At 49.4% G+C, this 19,608-nt stretch carries 21 protein-coding genes; 6 read left to right on the top strand and 15 right to left on the bottom strand.

Annotated features, from left to right (window positions below):
- Window positions 1–73 precede the first annotated feature (73 nt).
- Window positions 74–502, top strand: coding sequence for an HIT domain-containing protein (locus KCG43_RS01915; RefSeq protein ID WP_192015216.1), 429 nt, complete (start codon window positions 74–76; stop codon window positions 500–502).
- Between the two features lie 127 nt (window positions 503–629).
- Here KCG43_RS01915 and mepM read toward each other — a convergent pair whose 3' ends face one another.
- Both mepM and znuA read right to left on the bottom strand, forming a co-directional pair.
- Window positions 630–1,991 carry a murein DD-endopeptidase MepM gene (gene mepM, locus KCG43_RS01910; protein WP_192015215.1) on the bottom strand — a complete coding sequence of 454 codons (1,362 nt, stop codon included), beginning with the start codon at window positions 1,989–1,991 and terminating at the stop codon, window positions 630–632.
- A gap of 6 nt (window positions 1,992–1,997) precedes the next feature.
- Window positions 1,998–2,930, bottom strand: a complete 933-nt coding sequence (gene znuA / locus KCG43_RS01905) for a zinc ABC transporter substrate-binding protein ZnuA (protein WP_370630655.1) — start codon at window positions 2,928–2,930, stop codon at window positions 1,998–2,000.
- 100 nt (window positions 2,931–3,030) lie between these two features.
- Between znuA and znuC the strand changes: the two genes are divergently transcribed.
- Window positions 3,031–3,798 (top strand): zinc ABC transporter ATP-binding protein ZnuC, encoded by a 768-nt coding sequence (gene znuC, locus KCG43_RS01900; RefSeq protein ID WP_192015213.1) that lies wholly within the window; start codon window positions 3,031–3,033, stop codon window positions 3,796–3,798.
- A complete protein-coding gene (gene znuB / locus KCG43_RS01895) occupies window positions 3,791–4,576 on the top strand; it encodes a zinc ABC transporter permease subunit ZnuB (RefSeq protein ID WP_218382991.1) in 786 nt (261 codons plus the stop codon). The genes znuC and znuB overlap by 8 nt, the downstream gene beginning before the upstream one ends.
- Here the strand turns inward: znuB and KCG43_RS01890 are convergent, their stop codons facing one another.
- Window positions 4,577–4,867 carry a VF_A0006 family four-cysteine protein gene (locus KCG43_RS01890; protein ID WP_218382989.1) on the bottom strand — a complete coding sequence of 97 codons (291 nt, stop codon included), beginning with the start codon at window positions 4,865–4,867 and terminating at the stop codon, window positions 4,577–4,579. It abuts the gene before it with no gap.
- A 241-nt stretch (window positions 4,868–5,108) separates the two neighbouring features.
- Window positions 5,109–5,756, bottom strand: a complete 648-nt coding sequence (locus KCG43_RS01885; RefSeq protein WP_218382987.1) for a TfoX/Sxy family DNA transformation protein — start codon at window positions 5,754–5,756, stop codon at window positions 5,109–5,111.
- A 287-nt stretch (window positions 5,757–6,043) separates the two neighbouring features.
- Here KCG43_RS01885 and KCG43_RS01880 point away from each other — a divergent pair, with 287 nt between their 5' ends.
- The 3 genes from KCG43_RS01880 (at window position 6,044) to KCG43_RS01870 (ending at window position 8,773) form a co-directional block, all read left to right on the top strand.
- The gene (locus KCG43_RS01880) at window positions 6,044–6,646 is read left to right on the top strand and encodes an LON peptidase substrate-binding domain-containing protein (protein ID WP_218382984.1); all 603 of its coding nucleotides are present in this window, start codon (window positions 6,044–6,046) and stop codon (window positions 6,644–6,646) included.
- Window positions 6,647–6,740: 94 nt separating this feature from the next.
- The gene (locus KCG43_RS01875) at window positions 6,741–7,664 is read left to right on the top strand and encodes an HDOD domain-containing protein (protein ID WP_192015208.1); all 924 of its coding nucleotides are present in this window, start codon (window positions 6,741–6,743) and stop codon (window positions 7,662–7,664) included.
- A gap of 209 nt (window positions 7,665–7,873) precedes the next feature.
- Window positions 7,874–8,773, top strand: coding sequence for a lysine exporter LysO family protein (locus KCG43_RS01870; protein WP_192015207.1), 900 nt, complete (start codon window positions 7,874–7,876; stop codon window positions 8,771–8,773).
- 106 nt (window positions 8,774–8,879) lie between these two features.
- On the opposite strand, the gene ptsG is transcribed toward KCG43_RS01870, so the two are convergent.
- From ptsG to KCG43_RS01815, 11 genes are all read right to left on the bottom strand, one after another.
- Complete coding sequence (ptsG, locus tag KCG43_RS01865; protein WP_192015206.1) at window positions 8,880–10,310, bottom strand: PTS glucose transporter subunit IIBC; 1,431 nt, start codon at window positions 10,308–10,310, stop codon at window positions 8,880–8,882.
- Between the two features lie 456 nt (window positions 10,311–10,766).
- Window positions 10,767–11,543 (bottom strand): TatD family hydrolase, encoded by a 777-nt coding sequence (locus KCG43_RS01860; RefSeq protein ID WP_192015205.1) that lies wholly within the window; start codon window positions 11,541–11,543, stop codon window positions 10,767–10,769.
- 28 nt (window positions 11,544–11,571) lie between these two features.
- Window positions 11,572–12,534, bottom strand: a complete 963-nt coding sequence (gene holB / locus KCG43_RS01855; RefSeq protein WP_218382983.1) for a DNA polymerase III subunit delta' — start codon at window positions 12,532–12,534, stop codon at window positions 11,572–11,574.
- Entirely contained in the window at window positions 12,531–13,169 is a 639-nt protein-coding gene (gene tmk, locus KCG43_RS01850) for a dTMP kinase (protein ID WP_192015203.1), read from the bottom strand. The genes holB and tmk overlap by 4 nt, the downstream gene beginning before the upstream one ends.
- Window positions 13,170–14,180, bottom strand: a complete 1,011-nt coding sequence (mltG, locus tag KCG43_RS01845; protein WP_218382977.1) for an endolytic transglycosylase MltG — start codon at window positions 14,178–14,180, stop codon at window positions 13,170–13,172.
- Window positions 14,174–14,998 (bottom strand): aminodeoxychorismate lyase, encoded by an 825-nt coding sequence (gene pabC / locus KCG43_RS01840; protein ID WP_192015201.1) that lies wholly within the window; start codon window positions 14,996–14,998, stop codon window positions 14,174–14,176. Before pabC ends, mltG begins: the two co-directional genes overlap by 7 nt.
- Before the next feature lie 63 nt (window positions 14,999–15,061).
- Entirely contained in the window at window positions 15,062–16,300 is a 1,239-nt protein-coding gene (gene fabF / locus KCG43_RS01835) for a beta-ketoacyl-ACP synthase II (RefSeq protein WP_192015200.1), read from the bottom strand.
- Between the two features lie 89 nt (window positions 16,301–16,389).
- Entirely contained in the window at window positions 16,390–16,629 is a 240-nt protein-coding gene (gene acpP / locus KCG43_RS01830) for an acyl carrier protein (RefSeq protein WP_027253507.1), read from the bottom strand.
- 157 nt (window positions 16,630–16,786) lie between these two features.
- Window positions 16,787–17,521 carry a 3-oxoacyl-ACP reductase FabG gene (fabG, locus tag KCG43_RS01825; protein WP_192015199.1) on the bottom strand — a complete coding sequence of 245 codons (735 nt, stop codon included), beginning with the start codon at window positions 17,519–17,521 and terminating at the stop codon, window positions 16,787–16,789.
- A gap of 91 nt (window positions 17,522–17,612) precedes the next feature.
- The gene (fabD, locus tag KCG43_RS01820) at window positions 17,613–18,536 is read right to left on the bottom strand and encodes an ACP S-malonyltransferase (RefSeq protein WP_192015198.1); all 924 of its coding nucleotides are present in this window, start codon (window positions 18,534–18,536) and stop codon (window positions 17,613–17,615) included.
- Between the two features lie 114 nt (window positions 18,537–18,650).
- Window positions 18,651–19,607: a beta-ketoacyl-ACP synthase III gene (locus KCG43_RS01815; protein ID WP_192015197.1), complete on the bottom strand. Its 957-nt coding sequence runs from the start codon at window positions 19,605–19,607 to the stop codon at window positions 18,651–18,653.
- Window position 19,608 lies beyond the last annotated feature (1 nt).

Below are 19,608 nucleotides of genomic sequence, written 5' to 3'. Positions count from 1 at the left end.
TCGGTGCGATGGCTTTTTGTTGTAGCCTGATAGCTGACTTGTGAAGCACTTAATAGAAAGAAGGAATATTTCCATGAGTTTCACCCTTCATCCGAGACTAAGCGCGGATACTCAGTGGATTGGCGACTTACCGCTTTGCCGTGTGCTGCTGTCAAAAGAAGCCATTGGTCCCTGGTTGATTCTGGTCCCCAGATATGACGCATTACGTGAGATTCACCATATGTCTGCCGTGGATCAACAGCAGCTGATGGTAGAATCCAGCTCAACCGCCCAACTGCTTGAGACCTATTTCAGCCCCGATAAAATCAACATCGGCGCCTTAGGCAATTTAGTGCCGCAGCTTCATGTCCATCATATCGCCCGCTTTACGACAGATATTGCCTGGCCAGGACCTGTCTGGGGAAATACCGACGGCAGCCTGCACAGCGAAGATGAGCAACAACAACTGGTTGAACGATTGCAATTACTGTTCGGCCAAGTAAACGGCTTTACGCCAGCATAAATGGCTCAGCGAACAGCGACCGAGACGTTAATAACTCCAGCACTACACGCACGAGGGCCAGGCCCCATCGGTGCGACACACAGTCTATAAAGTAAAAAAACGCATCAAACGATGCGTTTTTTCTTTGTTACCCCGGCATAACCGCCAGCAGGTTCTGCCGTTCCCGATTCGCCAGTTTACGATAATCGGTCCGGGTTTTATTAGGCACAGGCTCAGCCTGAGGCAGCGGTACCTTCATGGCGTTCACTGCACGTCCGTATTTCAGCAACTCATAATGAAGATGCGGTCCCGTGGAACGTCCGGTATTCCCACTCAGTGCGATTTTGTCACCCATACGGACTTTCTGACCGACTTTTACCAGTATCTTGCTCAGATGAAGGTAGCGGGTTGAGTATTCCCGACCATGCTTGATCATAATGAAATTACCCGCCAAAGCATGTTTTTGCGCTTTAACTACCACGCCATCGCCTGTCGCAACCACAGGTGTGCCGACAGGCGTTGCAAAATCAGTACCGTTATGTGGCGAGACTCTGTGGGTGACGGGATGCTTGCGATGGGGATTAAACGATGAACTGATCCGAAAACGTTTCTGAGTCGGATATCGGTTCAGCGCCCGGTTCAGGCTTCGGCCTTCTTCGTCATAAAACTCACCATCGTCATAACGCATGGCAAACAGTTCCTGATTACGATTCATATAATACAGAGCCTTCACCTCACCCTGACCCACCGCTTTTCCGTCAATAAATTCACGTTCAAGCGTAATCGCAAAGCGGTCGCCCTTGCGGGCTTCTTTACCTAAATCAAACCGCCACTGCAGCGCTTTGACCAGGGTCTGAATTTGCGTCGGTGACAGACCGGCAGAGCGGGCCGACTGATAGAAGCTGCCGGAAACACGTCCGGTTAAACGTACAGGTTTAAACTCACCGGTGCGCTCCACTTCCTTATGCTCATAACCCTTTGAGGTCAGGGTATAAGTATCCGTCAGTTTCGCACTGCGTTCGATGGACAGTTCGCCGATCCGCCCTTCTTCATCCAGCGACCAGCCAATACTTTGTCCGACACGTAGAAACTGGATCGATTTATCTGCCTCAATCAGTTTGTACATATCTGAAATAGGCAGCGCATACTGAGTGAAAATTTCACCTAAGGTTTCACCGGAAGACACTTTGTGGGAATGTGCAACATCAGTGGCTTGATCCAACTGTTGTTCCAGCTCATCTTTGGGAACCTGAAAGTCTGGGTCTTCCGGGTCAAGCACAACACCAAGCGGTTCACTGTTTTGCTCGGACAGTGACAAGAGCTCCTCTGACAGCAGCGGGACTTCACGCCGCTGTTCCGATTCGCTGCGCGAACCGTAAGAGGGAGAGTGGACGACAGAAGGCTGCCACATAAGGGCAGCCGCAACGATAAGTGATGTAGAAGCAAGCGCAATTCGGTGTTGACGGGGGAGCTGATAAAACCGCCGGGCTGCAACCGTAAATATTTTCATTGTTATTTATTTAAGACATTCGGTAAAACTTCGTCCGAGTTCTTGCAGGAATCGAACATAACCTCCCTGGCCAGAGGCAATATCCGTTGCCATGGGATCCAGGGTTCCAATTTTGATGTCACTGCCATTTGTGACACTGTTAATGACCGCAGGTGAGAACTGCGGTTCCCTGAAAATACACTTAACCTGTGACTTTTTTAGCGTATTGCGGATAGCGATCAAGGTTTTTGCACCTGGGCGGCGATCCGGTGAAACCGTAAAGTGTCCCAGATTATGTAACCCAAACGTTTCCTCAAAATAGCCATAGGCATCGTGAAAAACATAGTACCCATTATCACGCACAGGCTGGAGCTGCTCTTTCAGGTTCTGTACAGTTTCATTAACACTGACAATGAACCGGGACAGGTTAGCCTCATATTGCGCACGATTCAACGGATCCAGTTCAATCAATGCAGTGCTGATCACTTTTGCAGCCTGAATTGCCTGATCCGGGCCCAGCCAAAGGTGCGGGTCGATGCCATCATGATGATGTTCATGCTCTTCGTGACCGCCATTACTTTCGTGACTTTCATGACTTTCGTGACCGTCATGATCTTCATGGCCTTCAAAATCCCGGAAAGTAATTGTCTCTTGCGAGGTCAGTGAAAGCGCATTTTCCTGGCCACTGAGTATTTTGGTCAGAAAAGATTCCAGCTCCGGCCCGACCCAAACCACCAAATCCGCGGCTTTCAGCTTTTCCACATCAGATGGACGTAAAGCATAGTCATGGGGAGAGCTGCCGGCAGGCAACAGAGTTTCGCTCTGGCCGACACCTTCGACCAGCTCCTGCACAATCAGGTTCACCGGATGTACAGTGGTCACAACATGCACATTGTTTGCTGAAACCGCAAAGGGTACCAACACCATTGCCGCAAAGTACCAGGCTCGAAAACGCAACATCTACCTACCCTAAAAATATTCAATGAAAAGAAGTTCGATAATGTTATAATATAACACCAACCGATAGCAACGAGATTCACACCCATTTATGGCCAGTACAATGTCCACCAAACCTTTGGTAGAACTTCAGAATGTTACTGTTAACGCTTCAGGCCGCCACATTCTTGATCTGGTTTCACTCCAGCTTGAACGCGGCCAGATCACCACTCTGATAGGTCCGAACGGGGCAGGCAAGTCCACGCTGGTGAAAGTCATTACCGGCTTGCGCAAGCCCACATCTGGCCGAGTCATTCGCTCACCGGGGCTACGCATTGGCTACGTACCACAAAAACTGCAGCTCAATGACACGCTGCCGCTTACCGTTGATCGTTTTATGGCATTAGGCGGGCGTTACAGCGCCCAGCAACGTCTGGATGCGCTGGCGCTGGCGAGCAGCGCGCACCTGATACACAGTAATATGCACAGCCTGTCGGGAGGAGAAACACAAAGAGTGCTACTGTCTCGCGCACTTTTGCAAAATCCAGACTTGCTGGTGCTTGATGAGCCTGTACAGGGCGTCGATGTCAACGGTCAGCTCGAACTCTACAGTTTAATTCAGTCGCTCAGAGATAAGCTGAACTGCGCGATAATGATGGTTTCTCATGATCTTCATCTGGTTATGGCTAAAACCGACCATGTCATCTGCCTGCAGCACCATGTCTGCTGTTCGGGTGAACCAGAGTCGATCACCTGTCACCCTTCTTATGTTGCGCTCTTTGGCACACAGCAAAGTGAGCAACTTGCACTGTATCACCATCACCACAATCACGAACACGATCTGGGCGGTAGCCTGGTAGGTCCATGCCAGCACGGAAAAAACAATGCTTGAATTTATGCTACCCGCCTTTGCCGCCGGCATTGGCATCGCTATGTTAGCCGGGCCTTTGGGCTCCTTTGTTGTCTGGCGTAAAATGGCCTATTTCGGTGATACGCTGTCCCACGCCTCATTACTGGGCATAGCACTGGGCTTCTTGTTTAATATCAACCTCAACCTCGCTTTGGTGATCTGCTGTCTGACTCTGGCGGTCATTCTGGTCAGTTTACAAAAGCAGCGTTATATCGCTACTGACACGTTACTGGGCATTCTCGCTCACAGTGCGCTGTCGTTAGGCTTAGTCGCAATCAGTTTCATGGATCATGTCCGCATTGATTTGATGGCTTATCTTTTTGGTGACTTGCTGGCGGTGACAACCAATGATCTGGTATGGATTTACGGTGGTGGCGCGCTGGTCATGGCCGCTTTGATTGCATTATGGCGTCCGCTGCTATCGATGACAGTCAACGAAGATCTGGCTCAGGTTGAAGGGGTTAACGTCGATCTGATGCGGTTATTACTGATGTTGATGGTCGGTATGGTGATTGCGGTAGCGATGAAATTTGTCGGCGCACTGATTATCACATCTTTGCTTATCATTCCGGCAGCCACAGCGCGCCGCTTTGCACAAAGCCCGGAAAGTATGGCAGTGATTGCCGCCATTCTGGGCTGCATTGCTGTGATGCTGGGGCTGTTACTGTCATGGCATTATGATACCCCGGCGGGCCCATCTGTGGTCGTCTCTGCCGCTTTGTTGTTTTTGCTCAGCCAGACAAAACGCTCAGAGGCCTGATCAGCGTAAGAAAGAACGGAATCTGTCCTGACAGGCCTGCTTGATACTCAATGTGGCTTCAAGCCTGCTCGATTTCGGCATGAATTCGAGCAGGCACTGATAGTATTGTTTGTCTTTGTCGGTCAGCAGAATATTATCCAGATACAGTTCACGACAGGCATTGGTTAGCCAGGTAATTGCCGCCGCTTCCTCAGCGGCAGAAACATACTCCAGTATGCAGTCATTGTACTGTTCGCGCTGTTCAGCGAAGCCCGCAGCCCATACAGGACCGTAACTCAGCCAACAGGCCATGCACCCAACCCTGACCAGGTCATTCATTTCTCATGTCTTCACAGCAGCATCTTGTTAACCGAATCTTCTCTATTAAAGATAGTTGACGCTGACAAGGACAGAGACCCCGCCTCAGAGCATTGCTGCGCTGAAAATAAAAAATCCGGGCGGCTTGCACACACCCGGATTTGTTTTCTGCGAAAGGCTTTACCGTTAGCCTCTGGATTTAAGGCATGGATAAGCACTTTTCATATGTTATCAATTAGATAAAATCACAAGGATGTTGCTCAGCACCACGCGGGGGCTTGTAATGTTGCTTTTTCTGTTCGAGTTGCTGCAATAACACACTTTTATGTGATTCATTCAGCAAAGTCCAATGGCAACCTTCGATCGCTCCTGCAAACATCCACAACAGTTTCTGATCAACATTTTTCCCCTGAGTCTGTTTTACCTGCAGATACGCATCCACCGCCCCCATCTGATGAAAAATATCAACATCATCGATACCGGATTTTTTCATCATCCTTTCGAGGGTCAAACGCAAGTTCGGCAGATCCCGTAACCGCTTGTTACGGGATGCTCCTTTGACTGTTTTTTCCTGCAATGCTATCGCGATTGAGCTTTGAATCAGCTCATTACAGAGCGATAACCGGGATGCATACAGAGGTGAGATATCGTAATAATTCACGACTGCCACCGTACTGCGCTTCACATGCTTGAACTTGTGGCAGCCCAATTCGAGCAGTTGCTGATCCAGCATTTCTCCACCACGAATATAAAGCTTTTCATTCGACAGCAGAGCATACATGGCCCCCTGAACGAAGATACCTGTCCCGCCAAACATGGAACGCTGTTCATTCGGTACAAAGGTATCCAGGTAATTTATGAATGTTTCTTTTGTAATCGACATAACATAAGTCCTAAATTTATTCTTCTTTGTCGATCTAAAACCAACGCCAACTATCATATGCAACAATGTCACACAGAAATTTTAAATTCCACATATGAAACAAAGTACAGATGAAAATGAGATTCAGAGCAAGTTCTTAAGAAAAATTGAATGCAAATTCAGGTAACTATGGGCATTTATCAATAAGTAATAATAAAAAATCCTGTGTCATATCCGCTGCTGATGATCGTTTTACACTGTGATAACGACTAAGGTTAAGAGAGAAAGGGAGAAAGGAATTAAGAGATATGCCTGATATTGCCCTGTTTCCTTCTGCCAGCCATGTGTTACCGGAAGGCAAACTGGAAATTACCATTACCGAACAGCGTTACCAGCGTATGCTGAAAGAGTCGATTGAAGGCCAGCGGGATTTTGCATTATGCATGCGCAGTGAAGAAGAAGAGAACGACGAGACCATTACCCGCATTCCCGCCATCGCAACCAAAGTCCGGGTGGTGGACTTTAACGCGTTAACTAACGGTTTGCTCAGCATAGTCGTGGAAGGTAAAACGAAAATACGGATTTTGTCGGTAAGGCATGAGAGTGATCGCCTGTTGATTGCTGACTACCTGCCATTCAGGGCATGGCCGCCAACACCTTTAACAGACAAACACCAGTGCTTAGTGGACAAACTGAAACTCTTTTTCGCCACTATGCCAGAAATTGGCGCCTTATATCCAATCAGTGAATTCGACGACTTAAGTTGGGTATGTCAACGCTGGATTGAATCACTACCGCTCGAAGTTCACTATAAGCAGCTATTAATTGCTCAGGATTCCCCTGCCCTCACTGCACGTTTTTTGCACAAGCTACTCGATAATAACCAGTTATTTGATGACGATATCAACTAACCCTTACATTGTTCTCAAAAATCACCTGGTCTGGTGTACTCAACTCATCTGACCAAGATAAAATAAGCAAAATCTCATAGGTTAACGTTCCCTCATGCCGCATGTATCTTTTTTCTGGTTAAAACCTGAAAACGACAAAATTTTGACAGGCCTGCAATCAGAGTTTCACGCGTTAGTGAAGGACGCGATCAAAGAAAACCGTCTGAAGCTACCGCCTATTCCTGACGTCCTGACAGAACTGCAGACCTTGTGTAACAGAGACGACTCTACCGTTCGTGATGCAGCCACTTTATTGCTGAATGACCCCGGTATGGCCGCAACTGTGATAAAAACCTCCAATACCATGATGTTTAATCGCCGTAACATTGTCTGCCACGATATTCAAACCGCTGTCAGTCGGCTCGGTATTTTCCGTGTCAGAGATATCATTACAGCAAAAACAGTCTTGGACATTAAACTGCACAGCAGCTTTGATATTGAATGCAAGTCTCTGTTATTAAACAGCGCCACCCGTTCCAGGCAACTGGCAGGTTCTATGGCATTAATTACCCAGAACCTGCTGCAATACCGTCCAGAGTTGAAAATTGAGCCAGAGAAAGCCCTGCTGGCCGGATTATTTGCCGACATTGGTTTATTCAGCCTGATACATGAATACCAAAACTACCTTGATAGCGGGAATTTTCTGGATATCAATTTTGCCAAATACGTCTTTGAACACTGCTGTAACAAATCCAGTCTGGATATCCTGAAACACTGGGGCTTCGACGAAGATTATCTTGAAGTCGCCTGTAATAAGCGTTTTTTTCCTGCTCACAAGAAAGAAGATGACATCACTTATCTGGATGTCGCCCGCATGGCTAATCATTTGTTACTGTTTAAAGACGATGATGACGCCATCGACGAGCATGAAGTTGAACTGGATCTGGCTGGCGCAGAAGTTATGTTTACTTTGACCAATCTGCCCGATGACGAATTTAACAGCCAAATCAACCACGTGTTGCTCAGCAGTGGTTTTTAATCTATCAGTAAGCCCCTTCCAGCCAGATCTCCTCCACTTAAGCGCTGTAGACACACAGCGCTCTATTGACCCTGTCTTCAACAGCCTGATAAGCTTCTGATTTCATTAACAGCCCATTGACAAAAAGGTTCATTGTCAGGACTGCACCAACCATGCAGTATCCGGGTGCTTTTTTTCGCCAGAACAGGCAACGTATTGTAAGGATACTCATGTTTTCAGGAATGCTTTTTATTTTCCTGCCACTTATCGTTGGCTACCTCATACCGGTCAGGAAAGACTCAGTACTTCAGTTTATTCACGCGCAGACATCACGCCTGGTGCTGGTGATTCTGTCACTGATGGGACTGAGCTTGGCCGGTTTGGACAATCTGGGAGAAAATCTCAGCCAGATCCTGTTATACACAATCACCTTCTTCCTCTGCATCAGCGCATCTAACCTGCTGGTACTGCCGCTGCTTGATAAGCGCTATCCATTGAAAACAGAGCATGGCCACCAGCAGCTTCCCAAAGCCAAAATGTTGCTGGAGTCAGCCAAGCTGATATTGGTCGTCGCCGTCGGGCTCATTGCTGGTCTGTTGCTGAACATGGATTTGAGCTGGGTTGACCGGGCAAGTGAAATCATTCTGTTACTGCTGCTGTTTTTAATCGGTATCCAGCTGCGCAACAGTGGCATGACGCTGCGACAGATCCTGCTCAACAAGCAAGGTATGCTGATCGCTTTAGTGATTATTGCGACCTCGTTACCAGGCGGGTTGCTCGCCGCCTGGCTGCTGGGTATTCCGCTGAATCACGGCCTGGCGATGGCCTCAGGATTCGGCTGGTATTCGCTGGCTGGTATTTTGATGGGTGATGGCCTTGGACCTGTATACGGCGGCGCATCATTCTTGAATGAGCTACTGCGGGAGCTGGTTGCGTTAACCATGATACCCGCCGTGATTTCACGCTTCCCTAACACAGCCATCGGCTATGCCGGTGCAACAGCAATGGACTTCACTTTACCTATTATCCAAAACTGTGGCGGTATTCGCTGCGTCCCAATTGCAATAGTCAGCGGATTCATTCTCAGCCTGTTGGTACCAGTGCTGATGCTGTTTTTTCTGTCGCTTTAAACCATAGTAACAATCCGCCGCCATCGGCGGTGGATTAGAAGTGGCAACAAAAAGCCTGGCAACTGCCAGGCTTTAATTATGGTTAAAGAAAAACCGTTACACCGGATTAAGCGTGATTGCGAATCCACTCATCCATTTCTGTACGCAAGTTATCAGACTTAGTCCCGAAGATAGCTTGCACACCGCCAGAGACTACAACCACACCGGCTGCACCCAGGCGTTTCAGTTTGTCCTGATCAACGATATCGGTGTCTGCAACGCTGACACGCAAACGTGTAATACAGGCATCGAGGTTAGTGATGTTGGATTTACCGCCGAAGGCTTCAACCAGCTCACCAGCCAGCTCAGAACCCGTTGCGGTTTCAACATCCGCCGTTTCATCTTCACGACCCGGTGTTTTCAGATTCAGGGTACGGATAACAAAAGTGAATACCACGTAGTACAGTACGGCATAACACAGACCCAGAATCACCAGTGTCCACACGTTCTCTGCACGAGGCATCTGAACAATGAAGTCGATGAAACCGTTCGAGAAGGTATGGCCGTGTACAACACCCAGAGCATTGGTCAGTACATATGCCAGACCAGCCAGCAAAGCGTGAATCCCGTACAAGACTGGCGCGATGAACAGGAATGAGAACTCAATAGGTTCGGTAATGCCGGTCAGGAAAGATGTCAGGGCAGCCGATGCCATGATACCCATTACCTTGGCGCGGTTTTCAGGTTTAGCACAGTGAGCGATAGCAAATGCTGCTGCAGGCAAACCGAACATCTTAAACAGGTAACCACCCGCAAGCTGACCAAAACCGTTACCTGCGGCACGGGAAGCATCATCCGCAGTCAGGAAACAAGTCATGATACCACGTGCTGCTTCACCAGCATTGGTCACACAAGAACCCGCTTCATAGAAGAATGGAACGTTCCAGATGTGGTGCAGGCCAAATGGGATAAGAGAACGCTCAACGACACCGTAGATACCGAACGCCAGTACTGGGTTCTGGTTGGCAGCCCAGTCAGAGAATGTGGCAATCGCTGAACCGATTGGCGGCCAAATGAACGACAGCACAACACCCAACGCAATAGACAGAAAACCTGTGATGATAGGCACTGCACGCTTACCGGCAAAAAAGCCCAGGTATTCCGGTAACTGGATCTTAAAGAAGCGGTTGAACGCCCAGGCCGCCACACCACCGGCCAGGATACCACCCAGCACACCGGTCTCAATCTTGGCGACACCCATGACATCGGCCATCACCTTCAGGGTAGCAACCATGATACCGTAACCGACAATGGCAGACAGACCGGCAACACCGTCGTTTTTCGTAAAGCCCAGAGCCACACCAACGGCAAACAGCAGTGCCATCTGACCGAATACCGAGCCACCGGCCTGTTCCATCAAGTGAGAGACTACGTCAGGTAACCAGCTGAAGTTAGCAGCCCCCACACCTAACAGAATACCCGCTACCGGCAGAACCGATACAGGCAGCATCAGCGCCTTACCGACCTTCTGCAGGTTAGCAAAAAAGTTCTTAAACATATTGTGCTCCTGAGTGAGATGTTTGTTTTGTTTCAGCGGTTTCCAGCGACCTACCCCCGTAGTCATAATGCTAGCACCGCTCATTTTTATTGTTCGGCATAAGTATAAAATGCGGCGCCAAATATAACGTGACATCAATCAATATTGCCAACCGAAGATGAAAGTAAGTTTCAGTTTGACGCATAGATCACAATTAACAATCAACTCAAAAAACACATTAAAATCAAACAAATTAATTATAAATCAAATACTTAATGCAAGCATTTGGCATTACAGCCGAATGTAATTATATTTCACTTTTGTATCCCATGTTTCTTTATGTAACGAACGAAGATTTCATGGAATGACAGGTAAAGATTGGGGGGAGATTGAAAAAGGAGAGAAAAAATAAAATAAATGGATAAAACCTATTGGATTAATTTAAAAAAAGGAGCCTCAGCTCCTTTTTTATCCGTTTTAGCGTTTTGCCTGCGAAAAAAGTCGGAAAAAGTTTTCACTCGACACTCTGGCAACCTCAGCGGCAGAAACCCCTTTCAGCAGGCCTATATACTCTGCAACTTCTTTAACATAAGCAGGCTGATTTTCTTTACCGCGATAAGGGACAGGCGCTAAGTAGGGTGAATCTGTTTCCACCAATAGCCGCTCCAGAGGCAAACGACTCACCACATCTTTCAGCTCAGCAGCTTTATTAAAAGTCACAATTCCGGAAATGGAAATATAAAAGCCCAGCTCAATTGCCGCTTCTGCCATTTCCAGGCTTTCAGTAAAGCAATGGAGTACACCACCACAGCGCTCAGCGCCTTCTTCGCGCAGAATACGAATGGTATCTTCACGCGCCATGCGGGTGTGAATGATCAACGGCTTGTTCAGCTCAACCGCCAAACGGATATGCTGACGGAAAATATCCTGTTGCTGTTCGGCCAGTTCAGGTTGGTAGTGGTAATCCAACCCGGTTTCACCGATAGCGACGACTTTATCATCACTGGCATATTGCCTCAGCAGGCCATAATCAAAGCCAGCTTCAATATCCAGCGGATGCACCCCACAAGATGCAAACACATGATCGAAAGGGGCAATCATCGCCATCATGGCAGGGAAACTGTTCAGGGTGACACCGACGGACAGAAAATACTCTACCCCCCGAGCCTGTGCTTTTGCCAGTACGTCTGCAACATCAGTATGCAGTTCGTTGTAATTCAATTTATCAAGGTGGCAATGGGAATCTACTAGCACCTGAATATCCTCTCGCGTTTCGGTGTATTTATGTTGCACTGATAAAGCCTGACAACCAGTCAGAGATCAACAACTCATCATTCAGACCAGGATGGCTTTCCAGTTCCCGAATCAGGGCATTAAGCCCTTTTATTTGCGCCAGCAATGTGACCGTGGTCAGCTGCCCCGCGATTTGCCTGACCAAAGGTGCTGATTCACAATGAATCAAGTGCTGCTCAGCGCCTTGCTGTACTTTCAGGCAGTCAACCAGAAAATAGCTCAGCCATTTCAGGCTTAAGTGGCCATCTTTCATGCAGCTGTCAGCCACACTGAACAGGCCACTATGGGGGGGAGACAGAAACTGATGAAAGCCGGCCAGCAAATGCTGATGACGGATATCCTGTCCCTGCTCGATAAACGCTAAGGCTGCCAGAGGCGCATTGCCGTTAAGCCGTACAGCCTCCAGTTTGATTGATTGCATCAGTTTATGTTCAACCCAGCGCTTAACATCCTGCTCAGGCGGCAGAGGCAGACGCCACTTGTTACACCGGCTGTTAATCGTTGGCAGTAAGCGATCCAGATCAGTGGCGGTTAAGATGAACTGGCAGTTTGCCGGCGGTTCTTCCAGTGTTTTCAGCAAGGCATTCGCCGCCGCCTCACCCATATGCTCTGACTGCTCAATCAGTACCACACGCTTACCGCCAAGCTGGGAGGTTTCCCACGCCCAGTGGTTACACTGACGAACCATATCAACGCCAATGGCTTTGCCATCCTGCGGACTGATACTGTGACAATCTGGGTGGGTACCGGCTTCAAACAACTGGCAGCTGTGGCAGATCCCACAGGACTCTTCAACACCGTTCTGGCAGAGCACAGTTTTTGCCAGCTGGCGTATCAGCACGTCCCCGGCGCACCCGGCAGGTGAAATCAACAGCATGGCGTGATGCAAACGATCCTGACTCAAAAGCTGCTGCCATTGCTGCCAGACCGTTGTCAGCCAGGGGTAACTCATGCTGACTCCTGCTGAGCCAGCCAGGCATTCAACTGCTGGCGGATATCCGACGTCACAGCTTCCAGTGATTGGGACGCATCAATAATCACCACTTTGCGGTTATTACGTGACAGCGCTAAAAACCGCTCCCGGGTTCGTTCGAAGAAAGACAGATCCATTTTTTCAATGCGATCCAAAGCCCCGCGTCCCCGAGCCCGTGACAAACCAAGCTCTGGGTCAATGTCCATGTAAATGGTCAGATCCGGTTCAAAATCGCCAAGCACCATGGTTTTGATCCCAGACATCAGCTCAGGGTCAAATCCCCTGCCGCCGCCCTGGTAAGCCTGCGACGACATATCATGACGATCGCCCACCACCCAGTGACCTGCACGCAGCGCAGGCTTAATAACATTTTCTACCAGTTGGCTGCGCGCCGCATACAGCAACAACAACTCAGCCATATCTGTTAATGGCTCTTCCGGGTGCCCTTCTTTCACCAGCGCTCGCATTTGTTCTGCCAGGGGAGTCCCGCCTGGTTCGCGGGTAGACTGAATGTCGGTGATCCCCCGTGCCGCGAGCGTGTCCAGCACGGTTGCAATCGCGGTACTTTTACCCGCCCCTTCCAGGCCTTCGATGACGATAAATTTTCCGTTCATTTATTGTTTTAATATCTTCAGATAATGGCGAACAGCACGATTATGCTCGCTTAATGTTGTTGAGAAAGTATGGCCACCTTTTCCGTCGGCCACAAAATAGTAGTAACCTGTCTGGGCAGGTTTCACCGCGGCAATCACAGAGGCCGCGCTTGGCATAGCAATAGGTGTGGGTGGTAAGCCGTCTATGGTATAGGTGTTATAGGGTGTCGGTGTTCGCAAATCTTTTCTGCGAATATTGCCGTCAAATTTCTCCCCTAAGCCATAAATCACCGTCGGATCCGTTTGAAGACGCATCCCTTTGTGCAGACGATTCATAAAGACAGATGACACTTTAGCCCGCTCTTCATCAACCGCCGTTTCTTTCTCGATAATGGAAGCCATAATCAAGACTTCGTATGGATTATTGAGCGGAATCGAATCGTCCCGCTCTTTCCAGGCATTATCAAGCAGCTCCGTCATATGCTTATAAGCGCGCTTGAGCAAAGCCAGATCAGATGTGCCCGCTGTATAGTGATAGGTTTCAGGTAACAGATACCCTTCCAGCTTATCGACATCGGCGCCGATAGCTTTGGCGATATCCTGCTCTGTCATCTGGGAAGTGTCGTTCTTCAGCATTGGGGCATTTTCCAGCTCAGCCAGCCAGTCGGAAAAACGGCCGCCCTCCAGTAAGGTGATCGCAAACTGGTGTTCTTTGCCCGAGGCCACCGTTCTCAGGATATCGCGCAGGGTATGTGCCTGCTCAATGGCATATGTACCCGCTTTAATTTGAGCCAGTTGCGGTTCGATTCGCCCGATCCAGCGCGCCCAGGGAGAGTCGGCGATCATCCCCATCTGAGTCAGCTGGTAAAGTAAGCCTCGGAAAGTGGAGCCCTGTCTGACCGTGAGATATGGCTCAGTATTTTTTAACAGCGGCTGGTCAATACTTGCTCTTACCTGCACATACGTCCAGCCTGCACCGCCTGCCAGGATGGCCCCCAGCAGTACAAACACCAATGCCAGTTTCTTTAGCACGTGTACAACCTCTTCATTATCGCTTTTAACGCACTGTGTTCAGTGTACGTTCTCATTTGGATTTTCGTGACCGGCACCAGGGCCATCAACGCATTAGTAATAAAGACTTCATCAGCGCAAAGCAAGGTGTCGAGCGGGCTTTTGACAAACTCAAGACAATAGCCCAAATCGCTTGCCTGCTGACAGACGTGCGCCCGCATTAAGCCATGCACCCCAGCCAGATCCAAAGCTGGTGTGTATAGCCTATTACCGCAACGCCAGAAAATATTGGAGGCACTGGTTTCCGCCACATGGTCATTCGCATCTAGCACTACAGCATCAAGCCAGCCATTCCGTTCAATTTCCTGCTTCAACAGCACCTGCTCCAAACGGTTCAGGTGCTTTAAGCCGGCTAACATGGGAGAAAGCCCGAGCCGCTGCTGACAAACTCCTAACTCAATACCTTCCTGCTGCCATTTCTCGTAAAAGGCTGGCCAGGTAAAGTCGGAAATAATGACCTGAGTCTGATGGCAGCCTGCAGGGCTGTAGCCTCGGCCTCCGGCACCCCGGCTGATAAGTATTTTTACAACCCCTTTTTCAGGGTATCCCCTGGCAAGAGACATCACCTTATCTGTTAGGGGCGACCAGTCTGGAGCATCAATGTCCAGTCTTTTCAAGGTCGTTTGCAGGCGTTCAAGGTGCAGATGCCAAAGCCTGGGTTCACTGTGTTCAACCAGCACAGTCGTAAAACAACCGTCGCCGTACTGCAAAGCACGAGCAGACACATCAACCGTGTCTTGTTCCACATAACCCTTTGCAACACTGTTGATCCACACCATTGCGACCCCCATAAAAAAACGGCCCGGTTAGATGACCGGGCCGTCTAGCATAACAGAATCGACTTAGATTTTCTTGAACAGCAAGGAGCCATTCGTGCCGCCGAATCCGAAGGAGTTACACAGTGCGTACTCCATCGAAACCTGACGGGCTTCACCCGGGACATAATCCAGGTCGCAACCTTCGTCTGGATTCTCCAGGTTGATAGTTGGCGGTACCGCCTGATCAACCAGAGACATAACAGTAATAATGGATTCCACAGAACCTGCTGCGCCCAGCAAGTGACCAGTCATTGACTTAGTTGAAGACACAAGCACCTTGTCTGCCGCTGCACCCAAGGCACGTTTAATGCCCAGTGTTTCAGCAACGTCACCAGCCGGTGTAGAGGTACCGTGTGCATTCACATAGCCAATCTGATCTTGCGAAATAGCAGCATCACGAATCGCAGCTTCCATAGCCAGGGCACCGCCAGAACCATCAGCACTTGGCGAAGTCATGTGAAAAGCATCACCACTCATACCAAAGCCAACCAGCTCAGCATAAATCTTGGCACCGCGCGCTTTCGCGTGCTCATACTCTTCCAACACCATCATGCCGGCACCGTCACCCAGAACGAAACCGTCACGATCTTTGTCCCAAGGACGAGACGCGCCCTGAGGATCATCGTTACGGGTAGACAGCGCTTTCGCCGCAGCAAAGCCTCCCATACCCAGCGGTGTTGAGGCTTTTTCTGCACCACCAGCCAGCATCATGTCCGCATCTCCGTATACAATCATACGGGCGGCGTGACCAATGTTGTGCAGGCCAGTCGTACAGGCAGTAGAAATTGCAATGTTTGGACCGCGCAGGCCATACATGATAGACAAATGACCGGCAATCATGTTGACAATAGTGGATGGTACAAAGAATGGGCTGATTTTACGCGGACCCTTTTCAAGCATTGCCTGATGGTTGACTTCAATCAGGCCAATACCACCAATACCTGAACCGATAGCAACACCAAAGCGACTGGCGTTGTCTTCGCCGACTTCAATACCAGAGTCTTTCAGCGCCTGAATACCAGCAGCCACGCCATACTGGATGAACAGATCCATTTTGCGGGCATCTTTCTTTGACATGTAATCTTCGCAATTGAAGTCTTTGACCATGCCAGCAAAACGGGTTGCAAAATCACTCGCATCGAAGTGCTCAATATTGCTGATACCACTCTGGCCTGCCAACAAGGCTTTCCATGAAGATTCGACAGTATTGCCAACCGGCGACAGCATACCCATGCCAGTTACAACTACGCGACGCTTAGACACGATTTATTCTCCGGGAACTGAAGTATTAAATAAGGATTTACAAATGAAAATCAGGCGGTCATGGAGACCGCCTGGAAGTGTTCTTGAGATTACTCAGCAGAAGCGCTTACAACGTAGTCGATAGCTGCCTGAACTGTAGTAATTTTCTCAGCTTCTTCATCTGGAATTTCTGTGTCGAATTCTTCTTCCAGAGCCATTACCAGCTCAACAGTATCCAGAGAGTCAGCACCCAGATCGTCAACAAAAGAAGCTTCGTTCTTTACTTCAGACTCATCTACGCCCAGCTGCTCAACGATGATTTTTTTTACGCGTTCTTCGATGTTGCTCATACTAATCTATTTCCTTAACAAGAGTTCGCTATTGCGATTTGCTGTAGTTTATTCATTACTGTAAAAGTTGCAACACTCAGGGTGCTGGTCAAACCACGATTCTGCGTCAAATCTACGTGAGTTTGACCTGCATCCAAAAAGATTTCAACTTTTTTGCTTAAATCATGTACATGCCGCCATTAACGTGCAGGGTTTCGCCTGTAACGTAACCAGCATCGTCAGAGGCTAGAAATGCAACAGCTGCTGCAATTTCACGCGGCTCGCCTAAACGTCCCGCAGGCACAGCAGACAACGTAGAGGCACGTTGCTCATCATTCAGAGCTTTGGTCATATCCGTTTCAATGAAACCAGGTGCCACAGCGTTCACTGTGATACCCCGTGAAGCCACTTCGCGTGCCATGGATTTAGTGAAACCGATCACACCGGCTTTTGCCGCTGAATAGTTTGCCTGACCCGCATTACCCATAGTACCGACCACAGAACCAATGCTGATAATACGCCCATAACGCTTTTTCATCATTGAACGTAGCACAGCTTTAGACAGACGGAAAATCGAGGTCAGGTTAGTGTTGATGATATCCTGCCATTCGTCATCTTTCATTCGCATCAGCAGGTTATCGCGCGTAATACCGGCGTTGTTCACCAGAATATCAACATCACCAAATTCTTCTTTGATCTGCTTCAGTACTGCATCAATAGACTCAGGAGAAGTCACATTCAGTGCCAGACCTTTACCTTTATCACCCAGGTAAGCGCTAATCGCTTCCGCGCCACTTTCAGAAGTGGCAGTGCCGACTACGGTTGCACCACGTTCAACCAGGATTTCTGCGATCGCACGGCCGATGCCACGGCTTGCGCCGGTGACCAGAGCAACTTTACCTTCCAGGCTCATGTTTTTTCCTCTTTATATAGCCTGTCATTGTTTACAGGCTGATTATTCGGTTTGCCGCGTACTGACCAGCAGCTATCGCGACAACGTCAGATTATTTAGCCGCTGCCAGGCTGGCTGGATCATTCACAGCAGCGCCATTGAGCGATTTATCAATGCGCTTAGTCAGACCTGTCAGCACTTTGCCTGGCCCCACTTCCAGCAGCAGTTCGATACCTTCAGCGGCCATACGCTCGACAGATTCTGTCCAGCGCACAGGGCCATAGAGCTGTTTAACCAGCGCCAGCTTGATCGCTGCCGGGTCGGTTTCAGTCGCGACGTCCGCATTGTTAATCACTGGAATAACCGGCGGATTGAAAGTGACTGACTCAAGCGCCACGGCCAGTTTATCGGCAGCTGGTTTCATTAACGCGCAATGAGACGGTACAGACACAGGCAACGGCAGTGCGCGTTTCGCGCCTGCGGCTTTACACAGATCGTTCGCACGTTCCACTGCCGCTTTATGCCCTGCAATAACAACCTGACCCGGTGAATTAAAGTTAACCGGTGCAACCACCTCGCCCTGAGCCGCTTCTTCGCACGCTTTAGCAATAGCGTCATTGTCCAGACCAATGATAGCCGACATAGCACCCACACCGGCTGGTACCGCTTCTTGCATCAGTTGGCCGCGCAGCTCAACCAGCTTAATAGCATCGCTAAAATCCAGCACACCAGCACAAACCAATGCAGAATATTCGCCCAGACTATGGCCGGCCAGAACAGCAGGCTGTGCGCCCCCTTCTTGCTGCCAGACACGCCAGATAGCAACCGAAGCCGCCAAAAGAGCAGGCTGAGTGCGGTGAGTCTGGTTCAGATCTTCGGCCGGGCCATTCTGAATCAGCGCCCACAGGTCATAACCCAGGGCATCAGATGCTTGTGCAAAAGTTTGCTGTACGCTTTCATACTGCTCAGCCAGTTCAGCCAGCATGCCAACAGCCTGAGACCCCTGACCAGGGAAAACAATCGCGAACTTAGACATTCGAGAATCCTTATACAAAGAGAAATGGCATCCAAGATGCCATCAATGATGCGGTAATCAGGCGACTATTGATTAATTCCGCCTGTGCCTCATAGTAAAAAACGTGCGGTTCTATCAGAATTTCACCAGTGCCGAACCCCAGGTGAATCCACCACCAAAGGCTTCCAGCAACAGTGTCTGTCCCCGCTGGATGCGGCCGTCTCGTACGGCTTCATCCAGCGCGGCCGGCACCGTTGCCGCTGACGTGTTCCCTTGCTTATCCAAAGTCACGACAACCTGATCCATCGACATTGACAGCTTTTTCGCCGTCGCCGTAATAATGCGCAAATTGGCCTGATGCGGCACCAGCCAGTCCAAATCGGATTTTTCCATATTATTGGCGGCCAGTGTATCCGTCACCAGATTCGACAGCTGAGTGACGGCCACTTTGAAGACTTCATTGCCTGCCATGTAGAGCCATTTATTACAATCAAATGTCTCACCGTGTTCAGGCACAGCCAAACTGAGCAAACCGCCAAAATGGCCATCTGCATGTAGATGGGTAGAAATGATACCGGCTTCTTCACTGGCGCCCAGCACAACGGCCCCTGCACCATCACCAAATAAAATGATGGTGGAACGGTCTTGCGGGTCGCACTTATGGGACAGCGCATCCGCACCGATAACCAGAACCTTCTTCGCCATACCGGTTTTGATGTGTTGATCCGCCACACTCAAGGCATAGACAAAACCGGAACAGGCCGCCGCAAGATCAAATGCCGGGCACCCTTTGACGCCAAGCATGCCCTGTACCTGACAGGCTGCAGACGGAAAAGCATGGCTGGCTGAGGTTGTCGCAACAATAATTAAATCAATCTCGTCAGCCGCAACACCGGCCATTTCCATCGCACGGCTTGCAGCGTGATACCCCATTACTGCGACTGTTTCCTCTTCTGCCGCGATGCGACGCTCACGAATACCAGTGCGAGCGACAATCCACTCATCGCTGGTATCCACCATTTTCTCCAGATCCGCATTGGTACGAACCTGCTCTGGCAGATAGCTGCCAGTGCCTAATATTCTGCTATACATG

The sequence above is a fragment of the Photobacterium sp. WH24 genome (genome assembly GCF_019204055.1).
Classification (GTDB): domain Bacteria; phylum Pseudomonadota; class Gammaproteobacteria; order Enterobacterales; family Vibrionaceae; genus Photobacterium; species Photobacterium arenosum.
The sequence above is the reverse complement of the archived record's forward strand: the minus strand, read 5'-3'. Positions and strand labels throughout refer to the sequence as shown.